The sequence below is a fragment of the Brevundimonas sp. 374 genome (assembly GCF_900102995.1).
Classification (GTDB): domain Bacteria; phylum Pseudomonadota; class Alphaproteobacteria; order Caulobacterales; family Caulobacteraceae; genus Brevundimonas; species Brevundimonas vesicularis_C.
Map to the genome: position 1 here is coordinate 1,419,262 of NZ_FNKT01000001.1, position 12,085 is coordinate 1,431,346.

General features: G+C 68.0%; 12 protein-coding genes. All 12 read left to right on the top strand.

Translation table 11 applies throughout. The features are described from left to right. Window positions 1-116 precede the first annotated feature (116 nt). The 12 genes from BLR19_RS06960 (at window position 117) to glk (ending at window position 12,058) form a co-directional block, all read left to right on the top strand. Complete coding sequence (locus tag BLR19_RS06960; protein WP_017504407.1) at window positions 117-407, top strand: YerC/YecD family TrpR-related protein; 291 nt, start codon at window positions 117-119, stop codon at window positions 405-407. A gap of 10 nt (window positions 408-417) precedes the next feature. After that, window positions 418-1,299 carry an ATP phosphoribosyltransferase gene (gene hisG, locus BLR19_RS06965; RefSeq protein WP_055752833.1) on the top strand — a complete coding sequence of 294 codons (882 nt, stop codon included), beginning with the start codon at window positions 418-420 and terminating at the stop codon, window positions 1,297-1,299. Then, window positions 1,299-2,606 (top strand): histidinol dehydrogenase, encoded by a 1,308-nt coding sequence (hisD, locus tag BLR19_RS06970; RefSeq protein ID WP_091748769.1) that lies wholly within the window; start codon window positions 1,299-1,301, stop codon window positions 2,604-2,606. The genes hisG and hisD overlap by 1 nt, the downstream gene beginning before the upstream one ends. 202 nt (window positions 2,607-2,808) lie before the next feature. Then, entirely contained in the window at window positions 2,809-4,233 is a 1,425-nt protein-coding gene (gene hisB / locus BLR19_RS06975; protein ID WP_091748772.1) for an imidazoleglycerol-phosphate dehydratase HisB, read from the top strand. Next, entirely contained in the window at window positions 4,230-4,832 is a 603-nt protein-coding gene (gene hisH, locus BLR19_RS06980; protein WP_091748775.1) for an imidazole glycerol phosphate synthase subunit HisH, read from the top strand. Before hisB ends, hisH begins: the two co-directional genes overlap by 4 nt. Continuing rightward, a complete protein-coding gene (gene hisA / locus BLR19_RS06985; protein ID WP_091748778.1) occupies window positions 4,826-5,563 on the top strand; it encodes a 1-(5-phosphoribosyl)-5-[(5-phosphoribosylamino)methylideneamino]imidazole-4-carboxamide isomerase in 738 nt (245 codons plus the stop codon). Before hisH ends, hisA begins: the two co-directional genes overlap by 7 nt. Continuing rightward, a complete protein-coding gene (hisF, locus tag BLR19_RS06990; protein WP_091748781.1) occupies window positions 5,560-6,327 on the top strand; it encodes an imidazole glycerol phosphate synthase subunit HisF in 768 nt (255 codons plus the stop codon). Before hisA ends, hisF begins: the two co-directional genes overlap by 4 nt. Then, window positions 6,324-6,947 (top strand): bifunctional phosphoribosyl-AMP cyclohydrolase/phosphoribosyl-ATP diphosphatase HisIE, encoded by a 624-nt coding sequence (gene hisIE, locus BLR19_RS06995; protein ID WP_091748784.1) that lies wholly within the window; start codon window positions 6,324-6,326, stop codon window positions 6,945-6,947. Before hisF ends, hisIE begins: the two co-directional genes overlap by 4 nt. A gap of 48 nt (window positions 6,948-6,995) precedes the next feature. Continuing rightward, complete coding sequence (zwf, locus tag BLR19_RS07000; protein ID WP_091748787.1) at window positions 6,996-8,456, top strand: glucose-6-phosphate dehydrogenase; 1,461 nt, start codon at window positions 6,996-6,998, stop codon at window positions 8,454-8,456. Then, entirely contained in the window at window positions 8,449-9,165 is a 717-nt protein-coding gene (gene pgl / locus BLR19_RS07005; RefSeq protein ID WP_091748790.1) for a 6-phosphogluconolactonase, read from the top strand. Before zwf ends, pgl begins: the two co-directional genes overlap by 8 nt. Window position 9,166: 1 nt before the next feature. Beyond that, entirely contained in the window at window positions 9,167-11,056 is a 1,890-nt protein-coding gene (edd, locus tag BLR19_RS07010; protein WP_091748793.1) for a phosphogluconate dehydratase, read from the top strand. A 30-nt stretch (window positions 11,057-11,086) separates the two neighbouring features. After that, window positions 11,087-12,058 carry a glucokinase gene (glk, locus tag BLR19_RS07015; protein WP_066623911.1) on the top strand — a complete coding sequence of 324 codons (972 nt, stop codon included), beginning with the start codon at window positions 11,087-11,089 and terminating at the stop codon, window positions 12,056-12,058. Window positions 12,059-12,085 lie beyond the last annotated feature (27 nt).

Sequence of the window (12,085 nt, forward strand, 5' to 3'; positions counted from 1 at the left end):
AAGTCGTGATTGGTGAATCGTGAGCCGGGACTGACGTCTGCCCGTTCAATCACGAGTCACGCGTCACGTCTCACGAGCTCTTGACTGTTCCACCGTTACAGCATAGTGAAACACGCATGACGACCCCGCCCGCCCGTGACGACCTGCATGACGCCTTGCTGTCGATGCAGACGCGCGCCGAGATCGACGCCTTTCTGGCCGATCTTTGCACGCCTGCGGAACTGCGCGCCTTCTCCGAGCGCTGGCAGGTCGCGCGCCTGCTCGACGCCGGCGGCAAATCCTATCGCGAGATCGCCGCAGAGGCCCATGCCAGCCCCACCACCGTCGTTCGCGTCGCCCGCTATCTGAAAGACATGCCGCATCAGGGCTATCGCCTCGCCCTGGACCGCCTGAAGAACAAGAACTGAGTATCCGAATATGAGCACCGTGCAGGGCCGGCTTCGCATCGCCGTCCAGAAATCCGGCCGTCTGGCCGATCGCAGCCTCGACCTGATCCGCGACGCGGGCCTGAAATGGGTCAAGGGTCACAACGACCTGCTGTACCGGGTCGAGAACTATCCGATCGACCTGCTGCGCGTCCGCGACGACGACATCCCCACCTTCGTGGCGGACGGCGTCTGCGACCTGGGCATCGTCGGCGAGAACGTGCTGGAGGAAGGCCGCAACGGCGGGCCGAACGCCTCGATCGTCATGCCGCTGGGCTTCGGTCGCTGCACGCTGAAGATCGCCACGCCTCCGACGCTGGCCTATGACGGTCCGGCCTCGCTGGACGGTCTGCGCATCGCCACCTCCTATCCCAAGATCCTGCGCCGCTTCCTCGACGAACGCGGGGTCAAGGCCGACATCGTGGTTATGCGCGGCGCCGTCGAGGTCGCGCCCCGGCTGAAACTGGCCGCCGCCATCTGCGACCTGGTCTCGACCGGCGCGACGCTGGAGGCCAACGGCTTGGGCGCCAAGGATACGGTTCTGGAAAGCCAGGCCGTGCTGATCCAGTCGCCCGTCGCGCCCGAGCCCGCGCTGCAGCAGTTGTTGGACAGCGTCATCGAGCGGATGGCGGGCGTGGTGTCCTCGCAGGGCGCCAAATACGTCATGCTGAACGCCCCGCGCTCGGCCCTGGACGAGATCACCGCCATCCTGCCCGGCGCCGGCTCGCCGACCGTTATGCCCTTGATGGGGCGCGACGACGCGGTCGCCGTCCACGCCGTCTGTCAGGAGGCGGTCTTCTGGGAAACGCTTGAAAAGCTGAAGGCCGCCGGCGCCTCGGCCATCCTGGTCCTGCCGATCGAGAAGATGATGTGATGAAACGCATCGACTGGTCTTCCCTCGACGCCGCCGGCAAGACGGCCGCCCTGGCCCGCCCGGCCCAACGCACCGCCGGCGACGTGACCGAGGTCGTGCGCACCATCTTGGACGACGTGCGCCAGCGCGGCGGCGCGGCCGTGACTGACTGGTGCCTGAAGCTGGACAAGGCGCCGCCCCGTCGCATCGCCATCACGCCCGAGACTGTGGCCGAGGCGCGCAACGCCCTGCCGCCCGGCGACGTGCGCGCCCTGCGCATGGCGGCCGACAATGTGCGCGTCTTCCACCAGGCGACCCGGCCCGAGGACACTCCCTTTATCGAGACGACGCCCGGCGTGCGGTCCAAACTGGCCTGGCGTCCCATCGCCTCGGCCGGCCTCTACATTCCCGGCGGCACCGCGCCGCTGTTTTCTTCGCTGCTGATGCTGGCCATTCCGGCCGGCGTCGCGGGCGTGGGCCAGCGCGTCGCCGTCACGCCTCCGAACAAGGATGGCGGCATTCACCCCGCCATGATCCTGGCCGCCGCAGAGGCGGAGCTGGACGCCATCTGGCTGATGGGCGGGGCCCAGGCCATCGCCGCCCTGACATTCGGCGTCGAACTGGAGGACGGGGTCATTCCCGCCTGCGACAAGCTGTTCGGACCCGGCAACGCCTATGTGGCCGAGGCCAAGAAGCAGGCCTCGGCCCTTCCCGGCGGCCCCGCCGTGGACATGCCCGCCGGCCCGTCGGAGTTGATGGTCATCGTCGATCGCGACGCCGCGCCCGAGATCGCCGCCGCCGACCTGCTCAGCCAGGCCGAACACGATGCGGATGCGCAGGTTCTGCTGGTCTCCACCAGCCGCGCCACCATCGACTACATCCTGAGCGAGGTCGAGGTGCAGGTCGCAACCCTGCCCCGCGAAGCCATCGCTCGCGCCTCTCTGAACGAGGCCCGCGCCATCCTGGTCCGCGACCTCGACGCGGCCGCAGAAGTCGCCAACCTCTATGGCCCCGAACACTTGGCGATCCAGATCGACGATCCCGAGCAGCTGGTCGATTCGATCAAGGCCGCCGGGGCCGTCTTCGTCGGCCGGTTCGCCGCCGAGACACTGGGGGATTATGCCGCCGGTCCCAGCCACGTCCTGCCGACCGACGGCGGCGCCCGCACCCTGGGCGGCGTCACCACGTCCAGCTTCATGACCACCATGTCGGTCCAGCTAGTGACCGAGGCCGGCGCCCGTGCGCTCGCCCCCATCGCCGCCCGCCTGGCCCGGATGGAGGGCCTCGAAGCCCACGCCCGCGCCGCCGATCTGAGGAGCGAGGGATGAACGCCGCAGCCTCTGGACAAGGCCCCGCCCTCGCCCCACCTCCTGTGCGTCGCCCAGCCCTGAATGAACGAAGTGCACTGATTGCACCCTCTTTTATCGTGAGCGCATCTAGGCGAACTGCACACATTGCACCCTGTTTTTTGGGCGCCGATTTGAGACCAATTGCACTGATTGCACCTCGTTTTGTCCGGGGCGCCATCCAATGACCCTGCCCGCCCCCTATCCCCCGCTGGTCTCCGGCGGCGAGGGCCTGGACCGCTATCCTGGCGACGCCTCAGCCCTCGGCGCCCGCATGGCCGCCCTCTACGCCGTGCCCGCCGACCAGGTGCTGCCGGTGCGCGGCCTAACCCACGGGCTGGAAGTGGCCTGGCGCCTCGCCGCCCGCGACGGCGGTTCGGTCGAGGCGCCCAAGGCCGAACCCTACGACAGCCTCGCCGCCATCTACCCGGCCAAGGGCCCACCTGCGGTCGTCGTCATCCGCGCCCTCGGCTCGCCCGAGGCCGTCGCCGAAATGGCCGCCCGCGTCGCCCCCGCCCTGCTGGTGGTGGACGAGGGCCTGATCGAGTTCTCCGACAGCGTCTCGGCCGTCACGGTCGTTGCCGACCAGCCCAACCTGGTCGTCCTGCGCAGCCTGTCCCTGGCCTATGGTCTGGCCGGCGCCCGCATCGGCGCGGCGATCGCCCAAGCCCAGACCCTGGCGCGGCTGGCGGCGGTGCTGGAACCCTACGCCCTGCCCGAACCCTTGGTGCAGCTGGCGATGCAGGCGCTCGATCCGTCGCGGATGATCGAGACCGCCGAGCGAATCGCCTCGGTCCGGCGTGAGCGTGAACGGGTCGTGCGCGAACTGGGTCGCCAGATGCCGGTCGAACCGGGCGTCGGTCCCATCATCATGGCTCGCCCAGAGGAGCCCGCCGCCGCCCTGGCTGGTCTGAAAGCCTACGGCGTCGAGGCCGATCTGTCCGGTGACCGCCTGCGTCTGCCCGTCTCGATCAAGCCCGAGGTCAACGACCGACTGCTCGCCGCCTTCGGCCTGACGCCCGCCAAGCGCCGCCCGGCCCGCGTCGGCCAGGCAGTGCGTGACACCAAAGAGACCCGCATCGTCTGCGCCGTCGATCTGGACGCCCCAGGCCCCATCAAAATCGAAACCGGCGTCGGCTTCTTCGACCACATGCTGGAGCAGATCGCGGCCCACGGCGGCTTCTCCCTGCGGCTTCAGTGCGAGGGTGACCTGCACACCGACCCGCACCACACGATCGAGGACAGCGCAATCGCCCTGGGCCAGGCGCTGAAACAGGCGCTGGGGGAGCGCAAGGGCATCGCCCGCTACGGCTTCGTCCTGCCGATGGACGAGGCCAATGCGACGGTCTCCATCGACCTGTCCGGCCGCCCCTATCCGCTGTTCGAGGGAGCGTTCGAGACGCCCTTCATCGGCGACTACCGCACCGACCTGACCGCCCACGTCTTCCGGTCGCTGGCCGAGGCCATGGGCGCGGCCGTCCACATCAAGGTCACGGGCCAGGACGACCACCACAAGACCGAAGCCGTCTATAAGGCGTTCGGCCGCGCCTTGCGCCAGGCCATACGCGTCGAGGGCGACGCCGTGCCGTCCACCAAAGGTGTTCTGTGACCGAGGTCGCCGTCATCGCCTACGGCGCCGGCAATGTCGCCTCGGTCCAGTTCGCGCTGGAGCGGCTGGGCGCGATCGTGCGCCTCACCGATGATCCCGCCGTCATCGCCGAGGCTGAACGGGTGATCCTGCCTGGCGTAGGCGCGGCCGGGTACGCCATGAAGCGCCTGTCGGACCTGGGTCTGATCGCGCCGATCCGCGCCTTCCCGCGCCCCCTGCTGGGTGTCTGTCTGGGTCAGCAACTGCTGTTCGGATCGAGCGACGAGGGCGACGGCGTCGATCTGCTGGGCCTGATGCCCGGTGCGGTGAGCCGGCTAAAGCCTGCGGGCGATCTGCCGGTGCCGCACATGGGCTGGAGCCGGTTGACGCGCGACCGCAACGACCCCTTGCTGGAGGGCGTCGCCGACGGCGCCTATGCCTATTTCGTCCACGGCTTCGTCTGTCCCAACGGACCGGCGACCCTGGCGCGCGCCGACTATGGCGGCGTCGTTCCGGCTGTGGTTCGATCCGCCAACCGCTGGGGCTGCCAGTTCCACCCCGAACGCTCGGCCGAGGCCGGGGCGACCATCCTCAAGAACTTCCTGGGCCTGTCATGCTGATCTACCCCGCCATCGACCTGAAGGACGGCGTCTGCGTGCGCCTGATGCACGGCGACTTCGCCCAGGTGACGCATTACGACCAGCAGCCGGCCGCCCGCCTGACGACCTTTGCGGCCGAGGGCGCGGAGTGGATCCACATCGTCGACCTGGACGGAGCCGAGGCGGGCGAGGCGCGTCAGCACGCCCTGATCGGCGAACTGACCCAGGCCATCGACGTCAAGGTTCAGTCGGGCGGCGGCGTGCGCAGCGCCGACGATGTGAAAAAGCTGCTGGACGCCGGCGTGTCGCGCGTCGTCGTAGGCTCCTTGGCGGTGACCCAACCTGAGACGGTGGCCAACTGGCTGGAAACCTTCGGCGTCGAGCGCATCACCTTGGCCCTGGACGTCAAGATCGAGGACGGCGTGCCGGTCCCGGCGCTCAAGGGCTGGACCCAGTCCTCGGGCATGACGCTTTGGGAGGCGCTGGATCGGTATCCCAAGGGGACGGCCAAACACCTGCTGGTGACCGATGTCGGTCGCGACGGCGCCCTGACCGGGCCGAACCTGGATCTGCTGGCCGAAATCCGCAGCCGTCGGCCTGATCTGGTGCTGCAGGCCTCGGGCGGCGTTTCCTCGCTGGACGACATCGCTGCGGTCAAGGCGCTGGGCTGTCACGGCGCCATTGTCGGACGCGCGCTCTACGAGAACTGCTTCAGCCTGCCCGAGGCGATCGCGGCGGCCAAACGCTCGTGACGGCGCGGCGGATCATTCCCTGCCTGGACGTGAAGGACGGCCGGGTGGTCAAGGGCGTGAAATTCGTCGGCCATACGGACATGGGCGATGCGGCCGAGCTGGCCGCCCGCTATCGCGACGCAGGCGCCGACGAACTGGTCTTCTACGATATCACCGCCAGTCCCGAAGGGCGGACGCTGGACTACGGCTGGATCAAGGACATCGCCCGACTGCTGGACATTCCGTTCTGCGTTGCCGGCGGCATTCGCAGCGTGGAGCAGGCGGCGCGCTGCCTGGATCACGGAGCGGACAAGGTCTCGATCAACTCCCCGGCCTTGGAACGGCCCGAACTGATCGCCGAGATGGCGGCGCGGCTGGGCAGCCAGTGCGTCGTCGTCGGCGTCGACAGCCGGTTTGAGGACGGCGACTGGGTGGTCCACAAATATACCGGCGACCCCGATGCACGCCGTCATGCCGGCAAACGCACGCTGGACTGGCTGGACGAGGCGCAGAGCCTGGGCGCCGGAGAGATCGTGCTGAACTGCATCGATCAGGACGGGGTTCGGCGCGGCTATGACATCGAGCAACTGTCCGCCGCACGGGCACGCCTGACCATCCCCCTGATCGCCTCGGGCGGCGCCGGCGCGCCCGAGCATTTCAAGGCTGTGTTCGAGCAGGCCAACGTCTCCGGCGCCCTGGCCGCCAGCGTCTTCCACACCGGCGCCATCGCCATTCCGGACCTGAAACAATACCTGGCCGACGAAGGCCTGGAGATGAGACTGTGATCGACCCGAACACCATCGACTTCGCCAAGGGCGACGGCCTGGTCCCCGTCGTGGTGCAGGACGCCGCCACGCTGCAGGTCCTGACCCTGGCCTATATGGATCGCGCTGCGCTGGACGAGACGATCGCATCCGGCGAGGCCACCTTCTTCTCGCGCTCGCGCGGGGGGCGTTGGAGAAAGGGCGAGACCTCGGGCGACCGGCTTTACGTCGCCTCCATCACGGCCGACTGCGACGCCGACGCCATCGTGTTGGGCGTCAGGCCGGTCGGAAACGCCTGCCACCTGAACCGAACGAGCTGTTTCGGAAAGGCCGACGCGCCGGGCCTGGGTCGGATCGCCCGGCTGGAGCGAACCATCGCCAAACGGGCCGCCGCCGATCCGTCCGAAAGCTGGACCGCCCGACTGATCGCACAGGGGCCCAAACGCATCGCCCAGAAGGTCGGCGAGGAGGGCGTGGAGACCGCGCTGGCCGGCGTCGCCGGCCCGGACGAGGAACTCGCCAGCGAGGCTGCGGATTTGATCTATCACCTGCTCGTTCTTCTCCATGCCCGTAACATGGTGTTTCAGGACGTGCTGGACGTGTTGGCCTCGCGAGCGGAAGCGGCCAAAGACAGCGGCTAGACCGTAAAGGTGTGCGTCCCGACAAATGGGATCATCGAGGGACAAGACATGGCGGCTCTCATTCTGTTTGGCGGCGGCGGCGATCTGGCGATGCGCATGCTTCTGCCGTCGCTCTATTTCCTCGAACACGACGGCCTGCTGCCTGAAGGGCTGAAGATTATCGGCGCCGCGCGTTCCGAAGAGAGCGCCGACGACTATATCGCCAAGGTGCACGAGGCGGTGAAGGCGCGCGCCGAGGCGGACAAGGTCTGGGACGAAGCCAGCTGGTCGCGGATGAAGGCCCGCCTGGACTATCTGGCGGTCGACGCCACCTCGCCCGAAAGCCTCAAGCCGCTGAAGGACAAGGTCGGCGACGGCGAGGTCACCTCCTTCCTGGCCGTCTCCCCCTCGCTCTATGCCCGCATCGTCACGGCGATGAAGGCGGCGGGTCTGGCCGAAAAGAACTGCCGCATCGTGCTGGAAAAGCCGGTTGGGCGCGATCTGAAGTCCTTCCTCGAAATCGACGACGCCGTGGCCCACGCCTTCAGCGAGAACCAGGTGTTCCGCATCGACCACTATCTGGGCAAGGAGACAGTCCAGAACCTGATCGCCCTGCGGTTCGGCAACACGATCTTCGAACCGTTGTGGAACAACCTGTCCATCGACCACGTGCAGATCACGATCGGCGAGACGGTAGGGGTCGGCGATCGCTGGCCCTACTATGACGAATACGGCGCCCTGCGCGACATGTTGCAGAACCACATGTTGCAGCTGCTGTGCCTGGTGGCGATGGAGCCGCCCAGCGACCTGGACCCCGACTCGGTGCGCAACGAGAAGGTCAAGGTGCTGCGCTCCCTGCGCCCGATCACGCCTGACGAAGCCGAGCGCGTGACCGTGCGGGGTCAGTATGTGGCGGGCGTCTCGGAGGGCAAGCCGGCCAAGGGCTATGACGAGGAACGCGGCCAGCCGTCGGACACCGAAACCTTCGTCGCCGTTCGCGCCGACATCGACAACTGGCGCTGGGCCGGCGTGCCCTTCTTCATGCGGACCGGCAAGCGCCTGCCCGAGAAGCGCACCGAGATCGTCATCCAGTTCAAGCCAGTACCGCACTCGATCTTCGACCGCGACGACCGTGGAGAAGTGCAGGCCAACCGAATGATCATCGAGCTGCAGCCCGAGGAAGACATCTCTCTGACAGTGATGAACAAGCGACCGGGCCTGGATCAGCGCATGCAGTTGCAACCGATCAAGATGAGCCTGTCGTGGGGTGTGGACGGCAAGTCCGCCGCCCCGCCGCGTCGCCGCATCGCCTATGAGCGTCTGCTGCTGGACGCGATGGCGGGGGACTCGACCCTGTTCGTGCGCCGCGACGAGGCCGAGCAGGCCTGGAAATGGGTGGACGAGGTGTCCGAGGCCTGGGCCGAATCCGGCTTGAAGCCCGACGACTACGTCGCCGGAACCTGGGGCCCCGACAGCGCCGACATGCTGATGATGCGGACCGGCCGCGACTGGAACACCACAGATGTTTGAGACCCCCGCCATCGAAGCCTTCGCGTCCGTCGAGACCTGGGCCGAAGCCATCGCCGCGCGTCTGGCCGAAACGCTTGGCGCGTCCGTGCGCGACCATGGCCAGGCCCTGTTCGCCGGTCCCGGCGGTTCGACGCCCGCGCCCGTCTATCGCCGCCTGGCGGCGACCGATCTGGACTGGTCCAAAATCGCCGTGACCCTGGTGGACGAGCGGTATGTGCCCGAGACTTCGCCGGAATCGAACGCCCGGCTGATCCGCGACGTGCTTCTTCAGGACAAGGCGGCGACGGCCCGCTTCATCCCGCTCTATACGCCCGAGGTCACCGTGGACCGCGCGGCCATCGTGGCGGCCAAGGCCTTGGCCGACGCGGGCGGGCGGTTCGATGCGGTGCTGCTGGGCATGGGCGAGGACGGCCATATCTGCTCCATGTTCCCCGAAAGCCCGACGCTGAAGACCCTTCTGACGCCGACGCTGAAGCCCACGGTGCTGGGCGTGCCGCATGGGCGCGACGGCATGGCGCCGACGATTGAACGGCTGTCGATCAATCTGCCCTATCTGATGTCGGCAGGCCGGGTGATCCTGGGCCTGAAGGGCGCCGCCAAGCGTCGCGTCTTCGAAGAACAGGCCCAGGGCAATCCGAAGATTCAACCCATCGCCGCCCTGATCGCCGCCGGCGTTCCCCTTGAAGTTCTGTGGACGGAGGAAGGCTGAAATGGCGCTTCATCCCACCGTGGCGGCCGTCACCGCCCGCATCATCGAAAAAAGCCGCGAGACCCGCGCCGACTACATCCGTCGCATGGACGCCGCGCGCGACAGCGGCGCCGGACGCGCCAAGCTGAGCTGCGCCAACTGGGCCCACGCCTTCGCGGGCCAGACCATCGCCGACAAGCTGACGGCGATGGATGGGTCCAAGCCCAACCTGGGCATCGTCACCGCCTATAACGACATGCTGTCGGCCCACCAGCCGTTCGAGCGCTTCCCCGACGTGGTGCGCAAGGCCGTGCGCGAGGTCGGCGCCACGGCCCAGGTCGCGGGCGGCACCCCCGCCATGTGCGATGGCGTCACGCAGGGTCGTCCCGGCATGGAGCTGTCGCTGTTCAGCCGCGACCTGATCGCCATGTCGGCGGGCATCGCTCTGACCCATGACGCCTTCGACGCCGGCCTGATGTTGGGCGTGTGCGACAAGATCGTTCCGGGCCTGTTCATGGGCGCCCTGGCCTTCGGCCATCTGCCTGTCGTCTTCGCACCCGCAGGGCCGATGCCGTCGGGCATTCCGAATGCGGAGAAGGCCCGCGTCCGGGCCGAATATGCGCAGAACAAGGTTGATCGTCAGACGCTGCTCGAAAGCGAGATCGGCAGCTATCACTCGCCCGGCACCTGCACCTTCTACGGCACCGCCAACTCCAACCAGATGATGATGGAGCTGGGCGGGCTGCACATGCCCTCCACCGCCTTCGTCCATCCCGACACCGGCCTGCGCGACGCCCTGACGGCGGCGGCGGCGAAACGGGCGGTCGAACTGGCCCGCAGCGGCGAGTGCCGCATGGCCGACGTCATCGACGAGAAGTCCATCGTCAACATGATCGTGGCCTTGCTGGCCACCGGCGGCTCGACCAATCACGCCATCCACCTGGTCGCGATGGCGCGGGCGGCGGGCGTGCTGGTCGACTGGACCGACATGGACGAGCTGTCATCGGTCACGCCGCTGTTGGCGCGGGTCTATCCCAACGGCTCGGCGGATGTGAACGCCTTCCAAGCCGCTGGCGGCGTCGCCTTCATCGCGCGTGAGCTGGCGATGGCGGGCAATATCCATACCGACGTGACGACCATCATGGGTCGCGGAATCGAGGCCTATTTCCAGGAACCGTCGATGGTGGACGGCGAACTGGTCTGGCGCGACGGGGTCCAGGAAAGCCTCGATCTCGACATCCTGCGCCCGGCCTCCGACCCCTTCGACAGGGAAGGGGGCCTGCGTCTGGTTCAGGGCGACCTGGGTCGCGCGGTCATCAAGATCTCCGCCGTCAAGCCTGAGAACCGCATCGTCGAGGCGCCCGCCGCCGTGTTCGAGACCCAGGAAGACGCACTGCAAGCCTTCCGGGACGGCAAGCTGTTCCGCGACGTGGTCGTGGTCCTGCGCTTCCAGGGGCCCAAGGCGAACGGCATGCCGGAACTGCACAGCCTGTCGCCGGCCCTGTCGGTCATTCAGGACAAGGGGTTCAAGGTCGCCTTCGTCACCGACGGCCGCATGTCGGGCGCCAGCGGCAAGACGCCGGCCGCCATCCACGTCTCGCCCGAGGCCCTGGCCGGCGGTCCGCTGGCCCATGTTCAGGACGGCGACATCATCCGCCTGGACGCCGAGGCTGGCGTTCTGACCACCGTCGGCGTTCCCGACCTGACCGCCCGTCCGCTGGCCGCCCGGTCCGCCGCCAACGCCGAGGGTTCGTCCTGGGGCTATGGCCGTGAACTGTTCGGCGCCTTCCGCCATGTGGTCACGACGGCCGAACAGGGGGCGACGGTCTGTTTCGCCCTGCCGACCGGTTCGCGCGGCAACGACGACACCCCGCCCAATCCCAACTTCGTCGATCGGACTGTGGACGCCTGATCCACCGAACCGAGCGCAGGAAACGCCCCAATGAATGACAAGACCCTTCTCGTCGGCGATGTCGGCGGCACGAACGCCCGCTTCGCCGTGGCCCGCATGGTGGACGGCAAGCCCGTGCTGGACCATCACGAGAGCTTTCCGGCCGAGACCTATCCAACCTTCCTGGAAGGCGTAGCCGCCTTCATCGACGGCTGCGAGGTCAAGCCGACGGGCGGCGTGATCGCCGTCGCCGGCCCGGTCACGGACGGCGCCATCGACCTGACCAACTCGCCCTGGCAGGTGTCGGAGGCGGAGCTTCAGACCTTGGGCCTGAAGCCGGTCAAGCTGATCAACGACTTCGAGGCTCTGGCCTGGGGCGCGCCCATCGTGCCGGAAGATCAGTTGGAGAGCCTGGGCGGTCCGGTCGACGGCGATCCGCACTGCACCGTCGCGGTGCTCGGCCCCGGCACCGGCTTCGGGGTCTCGGCCCTGGTGCGCGATGCGGCCGGCAAGGAAATGGCCATGCCGTCCGAGGGCGGGCACGCCTGCTTCCCCCCCGGCGATCCGGTCGAGGACGAAATCCTGCGCATCCTGCGTCGCCGCTATGACCGGGTGTCGATCGAGCGTCTGATCTGTGGGCCTGGCCTGCTGAACATGCACCGGGCCCTGGCGGAGATCGACGGGCGCGAAACCCACATCGACGATCCCGCTCAGATCACTGCAACGGCCCTGGCCGATCCGAACAGCCCGTGCGGCGCGACCCTGGCCCGCTTTTGCGCCATCCTGGGCGCGGTCGCCGGCGACATCGCCCTGACCACCGGCGCGCGCGGCGGCGTCTATATCGCCGGCGGCATCGTTCCGCGCATCCTGCCCTTCATCAAGGCCAGTCCCTTCCGTCAGCGGTTCGAGCGCAAGGGCCGGTTCAAGGAGTATATGCAGGACATTCCGACCAAGGTGATCATGCACAAACACGCCGCCCTGCTGGGCGCTGCGCGGGTCGCCTTCGCCCAGTCGGAGGGCTGACGCGACGACGATCACGAAAATCTCACG